At 59.3% G+C, this 20309-nt stretch carries 23 protein-coding genes; 6 read left to right on the top strand and 17 right to left on the bottom strand.

Annotated elements, in window-relative coordinates; translation table 11 throughout:
- The first annotated feature begins 40 nt into the window (after positions 1-40).
- Positions 41-532 carry a hypothetical protein gene (locus HF931_RS07850; RefSeq protein WP_272983339.1) on the top strand — a complete coding sequence of 164 codons (492 nt, stop codon included), beginning with the start codon at positions 41-43 and terminating at the stop codon, positions 530-532.
- On the opposite strand, the gene HF931_RS07845 is transcribed toward HF931_RS07850, so the two are convergent.
- Together HF931_RS07845 and queC are read right to left on the bottom strand one after the other, a co-directional pair.
- On the bottom strand, positions 529-948 hold the full coding sequence (locus HF931_RS07845; RefSeq protein ID WP_272983340.1) for a 6-carboxytetrahydropterin synthase: 420 nt from the start codon (positions 946-948) through the stop codon (positions 529-531). The two genes, HF931_RS07850 and HF931_RS07845, sit on opposite strands and share 4 nt — an antisense overlap.
- Before the next feature lie 130 nt (positions 949-1078).
- Positions 1079-1786, bottom strand: a complete 708-nt coding sequence (queC, locus tag HF931_RS07840; RefSeq protein WP_035548106.1) for a 7-cyano-7-deazaguanine synthase QueC — start codon at positions 1784-1786, stop codon at positions 1079-1081.
- Positions 1787-1999: 213 nt separating this feature from the next.
- Between queC and HF931_RS07835 the strand changes: the two genes are divergently transcribed.
- From HF931_RS07835 to HF931_RS07825, 3 genes are all read left to right on the top strand, one after another.
- The gene (locus tag HF931_RS07835; RefSeq protein WP_273242914.1) at positions 2000-2572 is read left to right on the top strand and encodes a TonB-dependent receptor plug domain-containing protein; all 573 of its coding nucleotides are present in this window, start codon (positions 2000-2002) and stop codon (positions 2570-2572) included.
- Entirely contained in the window at positions 2457-4940 is a 2484-nt protein-coding gene (locus HF931_RS07830) for a TonB-dependent receptor domain-containing protein (RefSeq protein WP_273242912.1), read from the top strand. The genes HF931_RS07835 and HF931_RS07830 overlap by 116 nt, the downstream gene beginning before the upstream one ends.
- A 123-nt stretch (positions 4941-5063) precedes the next feature.
- Complete coding sequence (locus tag HF931_RS07825; RefSeq protein ID WP_035546824.1) at positions 5064-6200, top strand: PQQ-dependent sugar dehydrogenase; 1137 nt, start codon at positions 5064-5066, stop codon at positions 6198-6200.
- A 6-nt stretch (positions 6201-6206) separates the two neighbouring features.
- Here the strand turns inward: HF931_RS07825 and recR are convergent, their stop codons facing one another.
- The 14 genes from recR to HF931_RS07755 form a co-directional block, all read right to left on the bottom strand.
- Positions 6207-6812, bottom strand: coding sequence for a recombination mediator RecR (gene recR, locus HF931_RS07820; RefSeq protein WP_273242909.1), 606 nt, complete (start codon positions 6810-6812; stop codon positions 6207-6209).
- A 165-nt stretch (positions 6813-6977) separates the two neighbouring features.
- Entirely contained in the window at positions 6978-7691 is a 714-nt protein-coding gene (gene ctrA, locus HF931_RS07815; protein ID WP_035546835.1) for a response regulator transcription factor CtrA, read from the bottom strand.
- Positions 7692-7826: 135 nt separating this feature from the next.
- Positions 7827-8666 (bottom strand): nucleotide-binding protein, encoded by an 840-nt coding sequence (locus tag HF931_RS07810; protein ID WP_035546838.1) that lies wholly within the window; start codon positions 8664-8666, stop codon positions 7827-7829.
- 4 nt (positions 8667-8670) lie between these two features.
- Positions 8671-9672, bottom strand: a complete 1002-nt coding sequence (locus HF931_RS07805) for a flagellar biosynthesis protein FlhF (RefSeq protein WP_272983345.1) — start codon at positions 9670-9672, stop codon at positions 8671-8673.
- 172 nt (positions 9673-9844) lie between these two features.
- A complete protein-coding gene (gene fliN / locus HF931_RS07800; RefSeq protein WP_035546843.1) occupies positions 9845-10111 on the bottom strand; it encodes a flagellar motor switch protein FliN in 267 nt (88 codons plus the stop codon).
- Entirely contained in the window at positions 10108-10512 is a 405-nt protein-coding gene (locus HF931_RS07795; RefSeq protein ID WP_035546846.1) for a hypothetical protein, read from the bottom strand. The genes fliN and HF931_RS07795 overlap by 4 nt, the downstream gene beginning before the upstream one ends.
- Positions 10509-11438, bottom strand: coding sequence for a FliG C-terminal domain-containing protein (locus HF931_RS07790; RefSeq protein ID WP_272983346.1), 930 nt, complete (start codon positions 11436-11438; stop codon positions 10509-10511). Before HF931_RS07790 ends, HF931_RS07795 begins: the two co-directional genes overlap by 4 nt.
- Positions 11435-12079 carry a hypothetical protein gene (locus HF931_RS07785; protein WP_273242905.1) on the bottom strand — a complete coding sequence of 215 codons (645 nt, stop codon included), beginning with the start codon at positions 12077-12079 and terminating at the stop codon, positions 11435-11437. The genes HF931_RS07790 and HF931_RS07785 overlap by 4 nt, the downstream gene beginning before the upstream one ends.
- Before the next feature lie 146 nt (positions 12080-12225).
- The gene (sciP, locus tag HF931_RS07780; protein WP_035548108.1) at positions 12226-12498 is read right to left on the bottom strand and encodes a CtrA inhibitor SciP; all 273 of its coding nucleotides are present in this window, start codon (positions 12496-12498) and stop codon (positions 12226-12228) included.
- A gap of 201 nt (positions 12499-12699) precedes the next feature.
- Positions 12700-13791 carry a phosphotransferase gene (locus HF931_RS07775; RefSeq protein WP_273242903.1) on the bottom strand — a complete coding sequence of 364 codons (1092 nt, stop codon included), beginning with the start codon at positions 13789-13791 and terminating at the stop codon, positions 12700-12702.
- Positions 13792-14430 (bottom strand): hypothetical protein, encoded by a 639-nt coding sequence (locus tag HF931_RS07770; RefSeq protein ID WP_273242901.1) that lies wholly within the window; start codon positions 14428-14430, stop codon positions 13792-13794. It lies immediately after the preceding gene.
- A 15-nt stretch (positions 14431-14445) separates the two neighbouring features.
- The gene (proC, locus tag HF931_RS07765) at positions 14446-15255 is read right to left on the bottom strand and encodes a pyrroline-5-carboxylate reductase (protein ID WP_273242898.1); all 810 of its coding nucleotides are present in this window, start codon (positions 15253-15255) and stop codon (positions 14446-14448) included.
- A 10-nt stretch (positions 15256-15265) separates the two neighbouring features.
- Positions 15266-15769 (bottom strand): type III secretion system chaperone family protein, encoded by a 504-nt coding sequence (locus HF931_RS07760; RefSeq protein ID WP_273013349.1) that lies wholly within the window; start codon positions 15767-15769, stop codon positions 15266-15268.
- Positions 15770-15899: 130 nt separating this feature from the next.
- Entirely contained in the window at positions 15900-16151 is a 252-nt protein-coding gene (locus tag HF931_RS07755) for an accessory factor UbiK family protein (RefSeq protein WP_273242896.1), read from the bottom strand.
- 85 nt (positions 16152-16236) lie between these two features.
- Here HF931_RS07755 and lgt point away from each other — a divergent pair, with 85 nt between their 5' ends.
- Together lgt and HF931_RS07745 are read left to right on the top strand one after the other, a co-directional pair.
- Positions 16237-17193 carry a prolipoprotein diacylglyceryl transferase gene (gene lgt, locus HF931_RS07750; RefSeq protein ID WP_273242895.1) on the top strand — a complete coding sequence of 319 codons (957 nt, stop codon included), beginning with the start codon at positions 16237-16239 and terminating at the stop codon, positions 17191-17193.
- Between the two features lie 6 nt (positions 17194-17199).
- Positions 17200-18246, top strand: a complete 1047-nt coding sequence (locus HF931_RS07745; RefSeq protein WP_273242893.1) for a class I SAM-dependent methyltransferase — start codon at positions 17200-17202, stop codon at positions 18244-18246.
- Between the two features lie 5 nt (positions 18247-18251).
- Here HF931_RS07745 and HF931_RS07740 read toward each other — a convergent pair whose 3' ends face one another.
- Positions 18252-20210 (bottom strand): alpha/beta hydrolase family protein, encoded by a 1959-nt coding sequence (locus HF931_RS07740; protein ID WP_273242892.1) that lies wholly within the window; start codon positions 20208-20210, stop codon positions 18252-18254.
- Between the last annotated feature and the right edge of the window lie 99 nt (positions 20211-20309).

Here is a 20309-nt window from a genome sequence, read left to right as displayed (position 1 = left end):
CATGATAGAGTGTAAACACAACAGTTCAGGAGATACTCCAATGAAACGGTTTACACCCCTTGCCGCCCTTGCCCTTCTGGCCGCGCCGATTGCGCTGGCGGGCGAGATCAATGTCGGCTTCAGCCCGGAATTCACCGAAGAACTCGAAGATGATTACGGCATGCGAGAGGCCGACTATCTGATCGATGCCGTGAAGGATGATCTGGATCGTGAACTCGGCAAGGCCGGGCTGGACATTCCGCGCATCGAGGTGACGATCCTGGATGCCATGCCGAACAAGCCAACTTTCAAACAGCTCGGTGACACGCCGGGTCTGGATTATGGCAGCTCAAAAAGCATTGGGGGCATGAAATTGTCTGCCACTGCATATGACGCAGATGGCAATGCGACAGGCGATCTGACCTATGACTGGTACGAGACTGATATCCGCTATGCCGGTATTTCGACCTGGCAGGATGCGAAACGCGCCTCTGACCGGTTTGCCCGCAAATTCGTGAAGGAACTGACCGCCGGAACGCCGTCGGGCAGCTAAAGCACCAGTTCGCACCGTTCATTCAGGCTGGGCCGGGAGATGGCGACTTTAGTCAATCCCGGCAGGCCGGCCTTCAGGTCAGCGGCCGCCCAAAGACAAATCCGCTCCAGCGTCGGCACTTCAAGCCCTTCAATGTCGTTCAGCAGCTTGTGGTCCAGCTTCGCCGCAGTCTCTTGCAGGCACGCGGTCAGATGAGAGAAATCCTCAACCCATTGCTCACCCGGCTTGACGGTTCCGGCAACAGTCGCCTCAAGCACGAAGGAATGCCCGTGAACATTGCGATATGGGTGCCCTTCGGGCTTGCCGCCCATATAGTGAGCAGCCTCGAAATTCACCGATTTCGAGATCGCGAACACGCTGCCTTCCGGATTGGTCGCAGCAGAGCTCTGGCTGGTCTGGTCGGTCTGAGTGGTCATCGTCTCAAGGTCAGGTCTGGTTCAGGGGCGCACGCCCATTGGCGCGGGGCGATCAAGCGCCCTCAAATGGTGGAAAAACCCTGAAAAGTCCAGCTTATATGGCTGTTTTGGCTGTAACGCGCAAATCGGTCTAGCTGGCGTTTTTCCAGCTTTCCCACCCCTTTGCCCGCAACTCGCACGCGGGGCATGTGCCACAGCCATATCCCCATTCGTGCCGTGCGCCCCGCTCGCCAAGATAACACGTATGGGTATCTTCCGCGATCAGATCGACCAGCCCCTGCCCGCCCAGCGTATCCGCCAGCGCCCAGGTTTCGGCCTTGTCGATATACATCAGGGGCGTCTCGATCTGCATGGGAACATCCAGGCCGAGCCGCAGGGTCTCGGCCTGCGCCGCCATTGTGTCGGCCCGGCAGTCCGGATAGCCGGAATAGTCCGTTTCGCACATACCGCCGACCAGGACCGCAATTCCCCTGCGGCTGGCGAGCGCCCCGGCCAGTGTCAAGAACAGGAGATTGCGACCCGGCACAAAGGTAGACGGCAAACCCGCCTCAGTCATCTCGATGCTGACCTCGTGCGTCATCGCGGTTTCACCGAGCGACTTCAGGACAGTCGCATCCAGCATGTGGTCCGCCCCCAGACGGGCACCCCAATCGGTATTGAGGGCGGCCAGCCCAGAGCGAACAGTCTCGCGACATTCCAGCTCGATCCGGTGGCGCTGACCATAGTCGAATCCCACGGTTTCGACTCGCTCATACCGCGAAAGCGCCCAGGCGAGGCAGGTCGTGGAATCCTGTCCTCCGGAAAACAGAACGAGAGCAGCTGGAAGCAATTGTGACATGTCTGCGCCTGTAACAGGCATGGGGAAGCGGGCCAAGCGGAGGCGTTACATTTTTAACACCCCGATTTTTATTGCATCCATTACCCCTGCGTCATGTTGACAGACCCGTCACGAATGCATTCTGATGACACTTGAAGCAGGCCCAAAAGAGGCCGGCTCGGCAAAAATTGCTCGAGGTCAGCACAAAAGCGGCCCGAGGGGAGGAAACAAAACATGCGAAATAACAGACACTCGAAGTGCGTCTGGTTGGCTGGGGCATCCGCCCTGGTTTTCGGACTCGCAGCACCTGCAGCCATGGCTCAGGACGATTCCGACGAAAGCCCGCGCACGCTTTCCACCGTCACGGTGACAACCCAGAAAACCGAAGAATCCATTCAGGATGTTCCGATTGCGGTTTCGGCCTTTGACGAAGACGCGCTGAACCGCTTGCAGCTTGCAGGCGGCCCGGACCTTGTGAAGTCCATACCGAACGTCAGCTTCACGAAGGGCAACTTCACCAGTTTCAACTTCAAGATCCGCGGCATCGGTGCAGATGTTGTGGCACAGTCTGGTGACGCCGGCGTGGGTATTCACCAGAATGACATTCCGCTCACGGCCAACCGCCTCTTCGAAGCCGAGTTTTATGATGTTGAGCGTGTTGAGGTACTGCGTGGACCTCAGGGAACGCTCTATGGCCGGAACGCCACCGGTGGTTGTGTTCAACCTGATTACCGCCAAGCCGGTGCTCGGAGAGTTCCAGGCCGATGCCGAGCTGACCTATGGCAACTACAACACCTTCAAGGGTAAGGGCATGGTCAACCTGCCCATCGGAGATGCGGCTGCCCTGCGCGTTGCTGGTTCCTATCTCAGCCGTGATGGCTATGTGGACAATCTGACCACGGGCAATGACGTCGATGATCGCGACCTCTACAGCATCAGGGCGACCCTGGCCGTCGAGCCAACTGACTGGGCCCGCGGCTGGATTTCCGTCGAACACTTCGAGGAAGACGATTCCCGTCTCCGCTCGGGCAAGCAGCTCTGCGCCAAGGACCCGGGCTTCGACACGTTCATGGGTGTTCCGGTCACAGCTTTTGACCAGCTGGCAACATCTCTCGGCTGTGTGGATGCGCCGCTTGATCAATCCCGCGACCGTGTGAACTCTCAAGCAACCCTCGCTGGCGGCCTCGGTATTCTCGCCGGCCTCTTGAATGGTGACGTGAACACGGATCCGGCCATTGCAGACCTTCGCAAGATCGAGTCGGCATTCGACCCGATGTATCAGGCAGAGCAGACCCTCTATTCCTGGAAAGCGGAAGCAGACATTAGCGACAATCTGTTGCTGACGTATCTCGGCAGCTACAGTGAAAGTTCCGTTGTTTCCCGTGAGGACTACAACAAGGCATCCGCCGCATTGAACTTCAATGAAACAGCGGGCCCCTTCATCAACCCTGCGCTTGCGCCACTTTATGGCCTGCTCTTCCCCGGCGGTGTTGTGACCGACCCGGAACTGGGCGCAGCGAATTCGTTCCGCACGTTTGACCTCTCAGGTGCAAACAGCGAACAGACCACTCACGAACTTCGTCTGCAGTCTGACTTTGATGGTCCGTTCAACTTCAACCTTGGTGCCATCAAGGTTGATTTCGAGTCCATTGACCCACGCAATCCGGAAGACGGCTACTATGTTCTGTCCAACGCTCTGACAGCGCTGACGCAGATCAACAACGCTGCTGGCGGTGCACTCTTTGGCGGAAACGTTCCGCTCGACACAGGGTCAACGGCCACCACGACCGCGTCTCTCTTCGACCTCAGCCTGAATGGCGACGGCGGCAACTATTTCCGTTCGCTGTCTCCATATGAGCTGGAATCGTTCGCCGTCTTCGGCGAAGGCTACTACGATGTGTCTGACGATTTACAGTTGACGCTCGGTCTTCGCTATACGGACGACCAGAAAGAGCAGGATATCGTCAATACCTTCCTGTTCACACCGCAAGCTGCTGGCGCTGACCCATTGGCGTCACAAGGCAAGCTGAAGGCGGACTTCCAGGAAGTGACTGGCCGTGTCGGTTTCGACTGGACGCCTGATCTCAGCTTCACTGACGACTCGCTGATCTATGGCTTCTACTCCAAGGGCTACAAGGGCGGCGGTATCAACCCACCACAGCCCGCTGGCGCAAACCTGTTCCCGCAAACCTTCGATCCAGAGTTCATCAACTCTTATGAAATCGGTACGAAGAACACATTCGCGGACGGCACAGCCCAGCTGAACCTGACCGGCTTCATGTATGACTATGAAGGCTACCAGATCACGCAGATCATCAACCGGTCTTCCGTGAACATCAACGTAGATGCAGAACTTCAAGGTATCGAACTGGAAGGTCTCTGGACCCCAGCCGATAACTGGCTGCTGACGGCAAATTTGGGCCTGCTGAACGCCGAAGTCATCGATACCTACGGTATTGATGTGCTGGATCGGACCAACGGTCGGGCGGATATGGTTGCACTGAAGAACTCCAGTTCCTATTCGAACTGTGTGATCTCGGCGCAAGGTTATGCAACCGTATTGGGCGCCATTCAGGCCAATCCGGCACTGACCGGCGCAACCCTGCAGCTCTGTACTGGCGCGTTTGGAACGTCCTTCTACGACGCGGTAAACGGCACGACTGGCGGGTCCGGCAGCGCAGCCACAGACCGCGCCTTCACGGAAGCAGCGCTCGGTCTTGGTGGTGTGACAGTGACGTACACCGACTCAAATGGTGACACACAGACCGCAACGGCCCTGCAGGCGATTGAAGGCGATGCGAAAAATCTGGACGGCAATTCCATGCCGGGTGCTCCGGAAATGACGCTGAACCTTGCAGCGGAATACACATTCCAATCCCTCGGCAATTCTGATTGGGATATGACGATCCGCGGCGACTACTACATGCAGTCCGACAGCTATAGCCGGATCTGGAACACTCCACGTGACGAGCTGGAGTCCTGGTCCAACGTCAACCTGTCGATCCTGTTCAACAATGAACAGAGCGGCTGGGGCGTAGAAGTGTTCGCCAAGAACCTGACCGATGAAGAAGTCATCACCGGTACGTACCTCACCGATGATTCCTCCGGCCTGTTCACCAACGCCTTCCTGACCGAGCCAGCCCTGTATGGCGTCACAGTCAAGAAGTCCTGGTAACACACCTAGCTGATCCATGAATTGAGGGTGGCCCTTGCCGGGGCCACCCTTTTTGTTTGGTCATTTGATAGCGCCACCCTATTATCTGCCCCGACTGCCCTGCCCCATATTGGAGGATCCCTCATGCGCCACCTCACCCCCATCATCCCGCTCACCCTGCTTGCTGCCGCATGTGGTGGTCCGGCTGAAACCACCCCTGCCGCCACCAGCGATTTCGAAGTCGCGCTGACTCCGATTGTCGAGGAGGCTGAATGGCCGTGGGGCATGACGTTTCTGCCGAATGGCGATTTGCTGTTCACCGAGAAAGAAGGCGGCCTGAAATTCGTTGCCGGGGGCGAAGGCGCCCCGAGTGCGGTCAGCGGCCTGCCGGAGGCCTATGTCGAGGGACAGGCCGGGTATCTCGGCATTACGCTCGATCCGGACTTCGAATCGAATCGGCTCGTCTATATCGCCTATTCAAAGGGTGATGACGCTGCCAACGCCACTGCCGTCATCAAGGGCCGGTTGAGCGACGACGCCAGCGCGCTGGAGAATGTCGAGGAAATCTTCTGGGCTGATGCCCGCGATACCGCTTATCATTACGGCGCGCGCCTGCAATTCGCGAATGACGGCACGCTGTTCGTCTCTCTGGGCGAAGGCTTCAAATACATGAAGGATTCCCAGGACCCGACCAACACGCACGGCAAGATCGTCCGCATCAACGCAGATGGCTCCATTCCAGCGGATAATCCATTCGCCGATGGCGAAAATGGCAAACCATCGGTGTACTCCTATGGTCACCGGAATGTGCAAGGCCTCTACTACGACCCGGAAACAGACACGCTGTACGAAACCGAACACGGTCCGAAAGGCGGCGACGAGCTGAACCTCGTGACGCCGGGAACAAATTATGGCTGGCCGAAAATCACCTATGGCGTGAACTATGACGGCACCATCATCACCAACGAAACCGAAGCCGAAGGCATGGCCCAGCCCATGACCTATTGGGTGCCCTCCATCGCGCCGTCCGGACTCGTCATGCTGACCAGCGATGTTTATCCTGGCTGGAAAGGGGATCTCTTCACGGGCGGCATGAATGGCCCGGCCGGGCTGGAACTGACCCGGATCGACATGGAGAATGGCGAAGTTGTTGGACGGGAATCGCTGTTTGACGGCGAGTATGCGATCCGCGATGTCGTGCAGGGCCCGGACGGGCACCTATATGTGGCCACCAAGGATTTCGACGGCATCTTCCGCGTCGATCCGGTCGAGGCCGAATAGACTGATCTAGATATCCCGGCGTGACCGCAGCGCGGCGGCGAGCGTGCCATCATCAAGATGGTCGAGTTCGCCGCCCACTGGCACGCCATGGGCGAGCCGCGTGACGCTAACGTCCTTCCCTTCCAGAAGCTCGGCGACATAGTGCGCCGTCGTCTGGCCATCTACCGTCGCGTTGAGGGCCAGGATCACTTCGCGAACACCGCCCGCCTCAACCCGCGTGACGAGGGATGGAATGTTCAGATCTTCCGGCGTGATGCCATCAATCGCGGACAATACACCCCCCAAAACGTGATACCGTCCCCGGAAGGCGCCGCCTCGCTCCAGCGCCCAGAGATCGGGCACATCCTCGACGACACACACAAGGCCATCATCACGGCCATCCGCCTGACAGACCGCGCAGGGCTGGACCGTATCAAAATTCCCGCACGTCTTGCAGCGCTCGATCTTTTCGCCGGCTTCCGCCAGCGCGTCTGCGAGCGGCTTCAACAAGGTGTCGCGCCGCTTCAACAGGAACAATGCCACCCTCCGCGCAGACCGGGGCCCAAGGCCCGGAAGGCGCGAGATAAGCTCAATCAGACGAAGAATTTCAGGACCGGCAGAATTCTGGGACATGCGCCCAATGTCATCTGTTTGTACGGCAAGGCAAGCCAATACGTGCAAATGAAATCATAGCCGGGGTCAGGGAACGATATTCAGTAGAGGTAAGATATCACCCAAAACAAAAAAACCCCAGCCTGGGGCCGGGGTTCGATGAATTTGGATTAAAGGCGAGTGGCCTTATGCGGCTTCTTCGATATCCGCTGTCTTCGAGCTCGGGCGTGGGTCGCGCAGCACATAGCCGCGGCCCCAGACGGTCTCGATGTAATGGTTTCCGCCGGTCGCATTCTGCAGCTTCTTGCGCAGCTTACAGATGAACACGTCGATGATCTTCAATTCCGGCTCGTCCATACCGCCATACAGGTGGTTCAGGAACATTTCCTTGGTCAGCGTCGTGCCCTTCCGCAGGGAGAGCAACTCGAACATCTGGTATTCCTTGCCGGTCAGGTGGACGCGCTCATCGTCAACTTCCACGGTCTTGGCATCGAGGTTCACAACGATTTCGCCAGTGCGGATAACGCTCTCGGCATGGCCTTTGGAGCGGCGCACAATGGCCGTGATACGGGCGATCAGCTCGTCCTTGTTGAATGGCTTGGTGAGGTAGTCGTCTGCGCCATAGCCCAGAGTTTTCACCTTGGCTTCGATGTCCGGATTGCCGGAAAGAATCATGACCGGGGTGTTCACACGGCCCATGCGAAGCTGCTTGAGCACTTCGTATCCGGAGATGTCCGGCAGGGACAGGTCGAGAACGATCATGTCGTACTCGTACACTTTTCCGAGGTCCACGCCCTCTTCACCGAGGTCGGTTGTGTAGATGTTGAAGCCTGCAGCCTTCAGCATCAACTCGATGGAACGCGCCACCGCACTATCATCTTCAATCAGCAGGACGCGCATCTCTCGTCTCCCGAATCATCATTACGACCAAGTTAGCCGCATTTCCTGTCAATGTGAATCCTACGGGCTGATCCTTTAACGAAGGTTAACAAGCCGTGCGATTCACCCCCCAAACTTCCGCTTTCTTCACACAAATTAATAGCCAAGATCCGCGCCCTGACGGCCACCGATCAGCATCTGCGAAATTGCGATGGCATCCTGGATCGGCTGGGCCTGCTGGTCGGTCGAGATCAGCGTCTTCTGGCAACGGATGGCATCCCGCACTTTCGGGTCCCGCATGACCGTACCGGCCAGATGGGGCCGGAAGCCCAGGAAAGTCTGACAGGCCCGCGCAATGGCTTCGTAAGTGCGCTGCCCCGCGGCGCGCGACTCTGCCTGGTTGATACAGATGACCGGCTCGACATTCGGCGCATAGCCACGCAGCACCTTGATGAAGGCGTAGGCGTCCGTCATCGATGTAGGCTCATCGGTGATCACCATGAGCGCCTTGTCAGCCGCACGCGCCAAGCGCATGCAATTGGCCTCAATGCCGGCGCCCAGATCGACGACGACCTGATCATATTGAAGCGCCAGCGCGGAAAGTCCGGCCGCCAGGCGCGCAACTTCTTCTGGCGGCAATTCTGCCAGCGCGCCCGAGCCAGACCGGCCCGGCAGCACATCAAAGCCGCCATCTGCTGCGCCGCCATCGACCGGCGTAACCGCATCATCCAGTTCGACCCAGCCAGCAATAACTGCGGCGAGATCCGTTTCCGGAGCAATGCCCAGCTGAACATCAACATTGGCAAGGCCGAGGTCACCGTCGACCAACAAGGTCCGCTTTCCTGCCTGCGCAAAGGCCGATGCCAGGGTGATGGCCATGAAGGTCTTGCCCACACCGCCCTTGCCGCTGGCAACAGCGATAATGGAGGCCGGGGCAACACGAGGCGTCGGGCGCTGGGCCGGACGTTCCTGAGATTTTCGAAGCATGAAGCTCATAGGACTACGCAGCTCCTTTCAGGGCGATAACATCGCCCGGCGCATCTTCCATCAACAGCGCAGCGAGCCGGGAGGGTGCAGCCGGGACAAGTCCGCCGCCGATGAATGGCGTTACAGCTAGGTGTGAGAAGGCTATGCCGGCAGAGGAAAGTGCGGAAATCGCCCCTCCCCGCCGCCGGGCAATATCCAGCTTGGTCAGAATGGCGCGGCGAACACCGGCCCGTGCAAAGATCTTTGCGGCATCCGTCTGGTCTTCGGGGTGACCTTCTGCCGACATGACGAGGATAGGCTCGGCGCGCACGACCTGGATCAGGTCCTGCAGGCTGGCCATGTCATCCTGATCGAATGGATTAATGCTTGGCAGGTCAATCACACAGCGCTGACCTGCAGCCCGGGCGGCGCGCAGCGCGTCGAACAGGGCATCTGGCGTCTCCGCAATGCGGATCTGGTCGCGTTCATTCTCAAGATAGGCCGCAAGCTGTTCGCCGCCAGCCGTTCCGTCGAGATCTGCAGCAACAGGCAGGATGGCCGTGCGCGCCACAGCGGCGCGGCGTGTGAGCTTGGCAGCGGTCGCCGTGCGGCCATGTCCGGGTGGACCAACCAGAATGATGTCTTTCTCCAGACGCGCCGGGATTGGATCGCAGGTGACGATGCGCTCAAGACCAGCAGCAATCGAATCCTCTGGCGAATCTCCGGGGATCGCATTCTGGTCTGCACCCTCATGGGCCACACGGTCCGCAAACCGTTGCGGCGCACCATGCCAGAGCAGCGCATCCCGCACCCGGCTATAGAGTGGATTCTCAGCGCCGCGGCCATGCCCTCCCCGAGCGTCCCTCAGGAAGAGTGGCTCACTCGGCACAACGCCGCCACCCAGCTTGTCTGTGGCCGCGCGGACTTCCACACCGCCTTCAATCTCCCGCTCGGACAGGATGACGGCGTCGGCGCCCATTTCGGCAAAAATCATCGCTTTGGCGGCCTCAAGGGTCTCCGCGGCGAACATCTTCATGCGCATGTCTGCATGTTCCCTTGTGTTAATCACCCCGCCGAGTGCCACCCCAATAGTCCGGCAGGACATGCTGTCATTGGAAACAGTTAACACCGCGAAAGGTTAACAACTTCCTTTCTTCCGTTAGGAATTGCGGCGTGTTGCAAGGATTTAATGATAATTTGGGCGCGGCTCAGGCCGCGGCACGCTCGTCGACAATTTCCGACAAGGTGACACCAAGCTGACCATCTGCGATGACCAGTTTGCCGCGCGCCATGAGGCGATCTGACAGGTAAATGTCGATCGGTTCATTGGTATGGCGCTCAAGGGCAACGATATCGCCTTCCGCCATCGCCATCAGATCCTCAATGGGCATGCGCATTTCACCCAACACCACGTCCACACGGACGGGCACATCCATCAGGCTTTTCTTCAGCGCGGGATTTGCAGGTTGAGTCATGATGATCCTTCGGCGTTGTCGCTCTTCAGGGAAGTCCGGGCTGCAAACAAGTCACCCTGCCCGTCCAGTATTGTGCGGGCCGTCGCCCTTATTAACGCATGGGCACGCTCGCTGAAAGCCTCGTCATACGCACACGCCTCCAGATGTCCGGTCAGCGCAACCAGATTGGCCAAGGCTTCGTTGAGAGCATTCGTCACGTCTTGCAAGCGGGCTGATTCGTCAGTCTGGTGTTCGAGCCGGGCGGTTGCCGCACCCTCTGCGCGTGCCTCGGCCAGCATGTCCAGCAATTCCGGCGTCGTCAGCTTCACCGGCGGGTCGACCTCAACCGGCTTCATCGTATCGGCAGTGAAATCGCTGCGAAACTCAAACGGTGTAACGGATTTGACGGCGCGGTGGATCATTCGACGAGTTCATCCTCGTCTTGCGGGCGTCCTGCGCGAATGTCGCCGCGTTCGATCAGAGTGCGCGCCAGATCGACCAGCTCCATACGAGCGGTCTCGACTTCACTGCGGCGAACCGAGCCGAGCATGACAATCTCTTCGCGCAGCAGCTCGCCCGCGCGCTGGGTCATGTTGCGGAAGAAAGCCGCCTGCGTCTCTTCTCGCGCACCTTTCAGCGCAAAGGTCAGCCGCGTACGGTCTGCCGCTGCCAGCAAGGTTTGCAGACCGCCGGCATCCAGAGCGGCAAGATCATCAAACGTAAACATCAGGGAACGCACACGCTCACCTGACCCTGGCTCCGCCGTTTCAAGTGCAGACAGCAAATCTGTCTCTGCGCGGCTATCCATCCGGTCGAAGATACGGGCCACGCCCTCATGACCGCCGCTGCGCGCAGATGGCGCAGCATTGTTCATCCAGCCACCGACAGCCGCTTCAAGGGCCGTGATCGCCGCGGGATGTGCAGGCCCGATATGCAGCAAGCGTTGCATGACATCGACGGCGAGCGGTCTTTCCAGCGATTTCAGCAAACGGGCCGAGGCCGCCCCGTCCAGTTTCGACACCATGAGCGCCAGTGTCTGAGGATGCTGGCCTTCAGCAAGGTTCAGCAGATCGCGGGTCTCGAGTTCCGATGCGCTGGCCCAGACCGAGTTCTGATTAAATATGTCAGCTTCTGGCGTCTGGTGCGCCTGTTTGTAGGTCTCCAGCGTACTGGCATCTTCGCGCTGATTGTCATCCAGCGCGTCCATTGCGGCAGACAAAGCGCGCGCTTCCTGAGCGCTCAATTCATTCCAGACAGGTGCAGCTTCCGGGCCGAGCGCGCGCATCAGGCGTGCCGACCGGGCCAATCCGGTTTCCTTGCGCGGACGGGCAATGGCGAGCGCGGTCATGCGGCGCCCCCTTCTCCGCGCATCCAGCTGCGCAGGATGGAAGCTGTCCGGGCTGGATCCTTGCGCACCAGCGCCGCCGCATCAGGATCGGCTTGGCGAACGGTGCGTGGTGTGGTCGGCGCAGGAATGATCTCGGCTGTGTCACGGCGCGCTGTCTTCGTTTCAGCGGCGGGCGTATCTTGGGAAACGCTGACAGCCTCATCGGCGGGCGCACGAAAACCGACCCAGGCCAGCAGGCTGCAAAGCAACGCATAGAGGCCGAGTTCCGTCCAACCGGCCGCATCCGGACGCCCGGCAACGCCGCGCGCGAATTCTGCCTGCTCGATGACGAGTTGGTCGCCGGCTTCCGGCGACAGAAGCAACGCAGATGTCGCCAGGCGTTGCAGGGTCGGCGCGGTTTCTGCGGCCGTGCTTTCCAGCAGGATGAGGACAGATCGGCCAGACCCGCCATCGCCTGTAACGGACAGGCGAATATTCCCATTTCCGGCGACTGGCTCCAGAATCCCCATGAGCGAGGCTTCAATGGTGGAGCCCGGTACCCAGGCCTCGACGGGATGGGTAAACAGGTCTGCGCCGCGCCAGGAGCTGAGCACAACTGCAATCACAAGCGCAAACAGCGCGACCGCTCGTGTGGAGAGCATCGCGCTGTTTCTAAGTCTGACAAGCCTGTTTTCCATCAGAAACTCCCCATACCGGCGTGGTTTTCCGGCATTCGGGGACCAGTGATAGGCGCTGGCTTGTAAATTTGAGTTTAACGAAAAAACTTTCCGTTAAACATGATCGCAGTCTAGCGGCGGTATTGTTGCAAGCGTGTTGTACGCAGGCCCTTGGTGCCGTGACGGGAGTAAAGCTTTTCCCACGTCTCGAATTCTTCATCGCTCAGGCTGTAGCGATCGCAGGCTGCCTTGCGGCTCAGGAGCCCCCCTGAGACTGCAGCAACGACTTCAGCTTTGCGACGGGTAACCCAGCGGGAAATATTCGGCGACGGAAGATCCGCCAGGGTCAGCATCTGGCCATCCGGGCCGGGGACGCTGAGATTGCGAGTGTTTTGCTGTTCCATGTCCACACCATTCTAGTTGTCGTGACAGGACTGCCCGGTTTCTCCGGGCGCCATGAAGCAGACCATACAGGAGCAGTTTTAAGCCGAGGCATAAGCAACCTCGTCAGTTTCACGGCACCGGTTAGAGGAATGTTTGGAAACCTGTACCGGGCCGGGACACTCGCCGGGAATCCGGCGGAAACATTACACAACTGATAAGTTTCACGTCGGGTTTGGCAGCAAATTCAACGCATCATTCTCGCGCGCCTGAGCCGCGTGACGGCGCAGCATGGTCAGGAACATCTCGTCGCCGCGCACGGTCTGTTTCACCAGCATGGCAGCCCCGAATGCGACCGACATGCCGTAAAAGCTGAACCAGCGATAATGATCGTACAGCGCCTCGAACGGATAATCCCGGATGCCCGCCTCTTCCAATCGCGCATGATAGAAGCGCAGCAGCGCCAGCTCATGCTGTGGCCGGTCTTCCCGGGTCAGGCCCGCGCCGATGAAATACGCCACATCGCCAGCGGGCGCGCCTTTGCCGGCTGTTTGCCAATCGACAACGGCCAGCGGCTTGGGGGCCGTGTCCGCGCCGAACAGCATATTGTCGAGCCGGAAATCATTATGCGTCAGCGCATGCGGACCTTCATAACTCTCGCTCCAGGCAGGCAAGACAGCTGAATACGCATCCCCGACCAGAATATCATCCGCCTCCAGACGGTCTCCATACCGCTCCTTGAAGCCATGCCACAGCCCCTGCACCGCCTCCGGTGCCAACGCAGGCGGCGGCGCCAGCTCACTCCCCTGCAACCAGGCATAGGTGTCCAGTGCAGGATCATTCCAATGGGCAGCATGCATGACCGCCGCGGCGGACAGCGCGCGTTCGGCTTCGGCCACGCTGCAGCCCTGCAACTGGTCGCCCTGCTCTGATGGCGCCATGTCTTCCATGATCAGGGCGAAGCGGTTCGTCTCTGCATCATAATCCGTGTAGAATGCTTTCGGCGTGATGACACCGGCCACTTTCGGGAAGGTGCGATAGAAATTCACCTCACGCTCGTAATGGCCAAGCATCTTCGCCGTCATCAGGCTTTCGGGACTGTCAGATGGAAATTTCCCGACAAGCGTTTCCGGCGCATTCGGGCCTTTGCGCGCGTAATCGAAAACGAAACGGACATTCTCGCCAATCTGGCCGGTGCCAATGGATTTTGCGGTCAGGCCTTTGACTTCGGCATCAATGCCGATCTCATCAAAAAGCGCGTTGAACCACCCCGCTTCAAGTGTCAGCGGGTTCGCGTCGAGGCCTGGTCGGCTCATTCATGTTTCCTCCGGTTTCGTTTCCTCAGTGGCAGTGTTTTCCTGCCTTTGTCTTGTCTTGCCCCAGCCGGTGAAGCGCTGCAGCCGCTCCATTCGCTCTTCAGCTTCGCGCAGCCCCTTGTCGAGCGCGGCCATCGTCCGCGCGAAATCGGCGCTGGTTTCCTTTCGCCAGGCACGTTCGGCCTTTTCGATCACGTATCCGATGGCAACAGATTTCAGCCCGGCAGGCGCGCCTGAACGATTGTCCAGTCCGGCCGAAACCAGCGCCCAGTCGGCACTCCGCTTTCGGGCGATTGGCAATGAGAGCAAAAGAGACGGCGTACGATCCCGAAACTTCATCAGCGAGACCAGACCCGCCCGGTATTCTTCCATCGCTTCGAAGCGCAGCATGATGACATCGAACAATCGCTCGCGCGGGCTGTCATCCGCCGAAATGCCCTCCTCCGACATGGCCTTGTCGAAATAGGAGTCCGCATGCGCGGCCAGTGCGTCCTTGTCAGCAACGCCATGAAAGTCCGAGAGCTTTAGGTCAGCCGCTTTTGCAATCTCTGAAAGGGTGAGGTCTGCCCATTGCGTATCGGCGGCCAGTTCCAGTGCGGCGAGCAGGCCTTTTTCCAATATGCCTGCCTGATCCGTCATCCGGTTTCGCGTCCTCTAGTCGGGTTCCCTCGAAAGCTCCCGATCACGCGTAACCGCCGCGCGCAGGGCCTTTCTCAACAAGATAGGCATCCCACCGTCATCCATGAGGATGTCAAGGGCTGCCTGGGTGATGCCGCCGGGTGAAGTCACCATTTTCCTGAGCTCGTTCGGCGTCTGCCCGGACTCTTCCATCAGAGCCGCGGCGCCGATGATCGTCTCGACAGCCAGCCGCGCCGCCATCTCCTTCGGCACGCCCTCCGCCTCACCAGCTTCGGCCATCACTTCCGCCAGAAGGAAGACATAGGCTGGCCCGCAGCCGGAAATACCCGTTGCAGCGACCATGGTCTTTTCGTCCATCGGCCCTTCGACCAGTCCAAGCGGCGTCAGCAATTTGCGGGCGGCCTCGATATCGTCCTGCCCCAGCGAGGAAGCTGCGGCCAGCAAGGTGACACCCTTGCCGACACTTCCCGGTGTATTGGGCATGGCGCGAATGACGTGAGATGTCCCGAGGCCGTCCTCAAGCTGGCCCAGCTTGATCCCGCCCATGACCGAAACAACCAGCGTTTTTTCGCCGATGAAGGGCTTCATACCCTCCGCCGCACGCGCAAATTGCTGTGGCTTCACACCCAGGACGACAATATCCGCTGGCGCAGGTTCAGGGTTGAGAGAGACCAGCCCCTCCTCGGCCCAGGCCTGAACCTGTGGCGTGGGTCTCGGCGCAATGATGGCAAGGTTTGGCTTTGACCGTCCAGCCAGCCATCCGGCCGCCAAAGCGCCGCCCATGCGCCCGGCCCCGATCAGGACAATCGATTTTCCCCGTGCCATAGGGCCCTGCTCAGGCTTCGCCCTGGGTTTCGAACATGACCGCGTCGATGGCCTCGCGCGGGCTCTTTCCGGCCCAGATCAGGAAGTTGAATGCCGGCACGAACCGGTCGACCGCGCTAACGGCTGCCGCGATCGTCGAACGGATTTCGCCCAGCGAGGCTTCATCCCGATCCATCATGGAGAAGGTGTAGCGAAAGATCACCACGCCCTCATCGGCCCAATAGTCGAAGTGACCAAGCCAGAGGCGCTCATTCGCCATGATGATGAGTTCAGACAGCTGGCTGCGCTTGGCGGCAACCGGCTTCACGTCCAGAGTTACAGAAAAATGGATTGCAGCCGGCTCAGGACGGAACGCGAACAGCGCGCCCATATCGCCCCAACGGGTCTCGGCGACCGCCTGAATGGTTCCTTCTTCATCGCGTTCGTGTTGCCACCCTGCGATTTCGAGGGCCTCTTCAACACGGTCGAGCGGATCCACTCCGGCAAATTCTTCGCGCGAAAGATCAAGGCTCATGAAAGTCTCCCCTGCTCTCTGGAGTCATGGACACAGGATTCGTGTCCAATGGCCATCCCTGTTGAAACGCGGCAGCGAACCCGCGTCCACCCCTGGTCAACAGGCAGGCAGTGATTGGTTGTGGGTTGGGCTATTCGGATTTGGCCACCGATTCGAGCTCAGCCACCCGCGCCTCAAGGGCTTCCACCCGCTCCAGCGCGGTTGCCGCGAGGGTTTTGAGGGCCTCGACTTCGTCCCGCCCCGCAAGGTCCATATCCGCAATCAGGCCCTTCACACGCGCCTGCGCGGCTGTTTTCGCCTCCTCGCTGGCGGCCCGTGCAGCGCCCATCGCGCCCGTCATCAGGCCAGCAATGTCATCTAGCAGTGGATTTGTTGTGGCCATGCGGCTACTCCTTCGCGGCATCGGGCGGACAAGGTTTGGTTCCCCTATCAGATAGGTCCTCATCCATACAGGGAAAAGACGCTGCATGCTGGATATGATGAGCTTCGCTGCCACCCTCCTGCCCGCCGCGGCGCTGACCTTTCCGGATGTCAGCCCGGCACTTGTCTCCCTGGACCTCGGCTTTCTCGGCCTCGGCACGTTCCATCTGCGTTGGTACGCCCTCGGCTACATGGCCGGTATCGGCCTCGCCTGGTGGTATTGCGCGGCCATGATCCGCCGACCGCACCTGTTCGGTGGCACCAGTCCGCTGACCAAGGACCAGCTCGATGACATCATGCTCTGGATCATCCTGGGCATCATTCTGGGCGGGCGCTTTGGCTATGTCCTGTTCTATATGGTGCCGTACCAGTTTGACGTGATCGCGCAGAACCCGCTGACCATCTTCAAGATCTGGGATGGCGGCATGGCATTTCATGGCGGTATTCTGGGCGTGACCATTGCGCTGATCCTGTTTGCAAAACGCCGGAAAGTATCCCTCCTCTCCATCGGAGACATGGCGGGCGTTGTGGCGCCCATTGGCATTGCGCTTGTCCGTCTTGCCAATTTCGTCAACGCAGAACTCTATGGCCGCCACACCGACGCGCCCATCGGCATGGTGTTTCCGGAGGGCTATGTTCCGGGCTCAACCCCTCCCTCCTATAATTGGGAGACAGGCGACTGGGTCTATAATGGCAGCGAAATGGCGCGACATCCGAGCCAGCTTTATGAAAGCGTCCTCGAAGGCTGGCTGCCCCTGATCCTGTTGTCGGTGCTGATCTGGCGGTTCGGCGCACTGAAACGCCCCGGCCTCGTCGCCGGCCTGTTCCTGCTCATCTACGCGACGGGACGCACAATCGTGGAGAATTTCCGCATGCCCGACAGTTTCGTCGACGGCCTGCCGCAATGGATCACGATGGGCCAGCTGCTTTCCATCCCGATGTGGATCGGTGGCGCATGGCTCGTCTGGAACGCGCTCAAGAAAAAGCCCTCTGCCCAGAACTGACCTGCCATGACCCTGAAAGACCGCATCATCCGCCTGATCGAGACCGGCGGCCCCATTCCGGTTTCAACGTTCATGCAACTAGCCCTGCACGATCCGCAGGAAGGCTATTACGCCACGCGGCCCGGTCTCGGCACGGATTTCATCACCGCACCGGAAGTCAGCCAGGTGTTTGGTGAGCTGATTGGCCTCTGGGTCGTGCATGAATGGCGCGCCATGGGCACGCCGAACCCATTCCATCTGGTCGAGATCGGCCCCGGCCGCGGCACGCTGATGGCAGATGCGCTGCGCCTTGCTTACGTCGCCGGCGGTCGCGGATTCGCCGATGCCGCCCAGCTGACCCTGGTGGAGCCGAGCCCTGAGCTGCGCAGCCAGCAGGGCGAAAAACTGAAGGATTACGACCCGGTCTTCGTCGACACGCTGGCCAAGGTGTCTGCCGGACCAATGATTCTCGTCGCGAACGAATATCTGGACTGCCTACCCGTCCGCCAGTTCCGCAAGGCGGATGGCCAGTGGCGCGAATGCGTGGTCGGGCTGGATGATCAGGGCGAGCTGACATTCGGCCTGGCGGCAGACGAACAAAGTGCACCCGAAGGGGCGGCCGAAACCTCAGAGGCGGTCGAGGTGCAGATCGGGTTTGATTTGCTGGTGGCTGATCTCGTTTCGCGCGCGGCACCAATGCGCGCCCTTTTTGTCGACTATGGGCCCGCCGACGCGACACCTGGCGACAGCCTGCGTGCCTTCAGCAATGGCGAACAGGTCTCCCCCCTCGCCCGTCCCGGCGAGACAGACCTGACAGTCGATGTCGATTTCGGTCGCCTGAAACGTCTGGCCACAAAGATCGGCCTCGACGTGGCAGGCCCGACCCCGCAAGGCATGTTTCTCATGGGGCTCGGCGCACAAGCGCGCCTGAACCAGCTGGTCGAAGCCAATCCGGACCATGCCGAGGCGATTTTCAACAACGCCCAGCGCCTGATTGATCCAAAGGATATGGGCAGCCGCTTCAAGGCAATCTGCCTCTCCACCACGGGCCTGCCCAAGCCTGTCGGGTTTTAAGGCGCCTAGTTGGCAATTGCCCCTATGTGCTGATCGACAAACCCGGCCATCGCACGCAGCGTTTCGATCCGTGTATCGCCATCAGAGAGCCAGTGATCCTCACCTTTCAACTCGACGAGAGTCACATCCTTGCCAGCTTTCTCGAGCGCCCGCTTCATGATCTCGCTCTGCTTAATTGGCACAACTGTATCATCCTTGCCGTGGATCAACAGGACTGGCGCCTGAAAGCGATCTGCGGACCGCGCAGGAGAAATTGAGTTCAACTTCTCGCGCTCGTCATCCAGATGGCCGACATTTTCCTGCCAGTAATCGATCACCCAATGGTCGCGCCCATAGTCCCATTTCACATCCCTCAGGAAAGGGCGCAGATCGGTCACAGGCGCAATCGCCACGACGCAGCTGTAGAGTTCCGGCGTGAATGCCCCGCCTGCCAGCGCCGCATATCCTCCATAACTGGCTCCCACGATGCAGACACGGTCCGGATCAGCCAATCCCTGCTCTACCAGCGCATTCAGGCCATCGGTGATATCATCCTGCATCTTGCCGCCCCATTCGCCTTTTCCAAGGTCTTCATGCTCCGAAGAATACCCGGTCGATCCACGGAAATTGGGTTGCAGGACGAGATAGCCGCGATTGGCAAAGTACTGCGCCATCCAGTCAAACGTCACCCGGTCATGGGATGCCGGACCGCCATGCGGCATAACAATGAGCGGCAGCGTATTGGCGGTGTGAAGGTCGGCGCCGGCGGGCCAGGTCAAGATCGCCGGTATGTTGAGATCGTCCCGGGCTTGGTAATTCACCGCGACCACCTGACCGATCGCTTCGGGGGGAATGTCGGCGCGCTCATCGGCAATCAGCGTCATCTGACCGGTCTCCAGATCCTGCAGGACATAACTACCCGGCGTATCGCTTCCATAAATCAGATAAAGCAATTTCGACCAATCATCTGTCCACGAAACAAGATGTACTGCAGCCGTTGAGAACTGGTTCACCAGTCCCGAAACGGCTGCATCCACATCTGGATCAAAAAACGTGTAGGATGGAACCGCTCCGGAATATTTGACACCCACAACGAACCTGTTCCCATCACGGATGACCCGCTCGATCATACCGCCTCTTCCGCCGAGAGTAATCGGCGTCTTGTTGCCGTCGAAATCCAGTTCGTAGACGTTTCCGGATTCCTCGTGTGTTTCGCCGTCGGAAAAGATCAGTGCAGACTTGTCGGACTTGATGCCGGTTACACCCGGCGGCGGCTGCGACGTTTCAAGCTCATAGATCAGCTCCCGGTTTCCGTTCAGGTACGTATAGACCCTGTAAGTGTCGGAACCGTTGTCGTAATCCTCGCGCGCGAGCACGGTGCCGTCCGTATCCACAAACCAGTCGACTGTATCTCCCGTCCCGCTTTTGAAGAGGCGACCTTTGCCCGTCTTCATGTTGACGCGCACGAGGCTGTAGTTCGGGTCAGAGTAGCGGTCTCCCATCCACGCCGGCATGAAGATGTAGCCGGGGTCTGCGTCGTCGCCGACAATCTTTCCAAGCCCACCCTGCGCTGGATAGATATTGTCCGTACCCCGCAACAGAAACTTCAGTTTCTTGGTTTTGAGGTTGTATGAGAAGGCACCGGAATAGTCGAACTCCCCGCGGAATCCGATCACGAATTTCGTTTCGGATGCCCGAATGATGATATTGTCTTCGTCCGCAAACCAAATGCCACGCGTGGCCACATCATCAATCTTGACGTGATACGATTTCTTACGCGTATGAAAATCAAAGGTCACCAGATAATCTGACCCATCGCGTCGCTCGGCATAGGCGACACGGTCTCCGCTCGGCGACAAATCCATGTAGCGGACAGACGGCAACTCACCATAAGATTCAAGCGGCGGGTGGCTCACATCAGCACTGGCAAAAATCTGTCCAAAACCCAGCCAAGCCGACAGAACGGCCAGAATCAAAACCCGCATACAAAACCCCCACAAGTGACACATCACACTATTTATGATGGAGCCGAATGGCAACGCTGGACGCGCCTCTCCCTGAACACACCCCCTTCCGCTGCGCGA

The sequence above is a fragment of the Hyphomonas atlantica corrig. genome, from assembly GCF_017795365.1.
In the GTDB taxonomy this organism is placed as follows: Bacteria; Pseudomonadota; Alphaproteobacteria; order Caulobacterales; family Hyphomonadaceae; genus Hyphomonas; species Hyphomonas atlantica.
The sequence above is the reverse complement of the archived record's forward strand: the minus strand, read 5'-3'. Positions and strand labels throughout refer to the sequence as shown.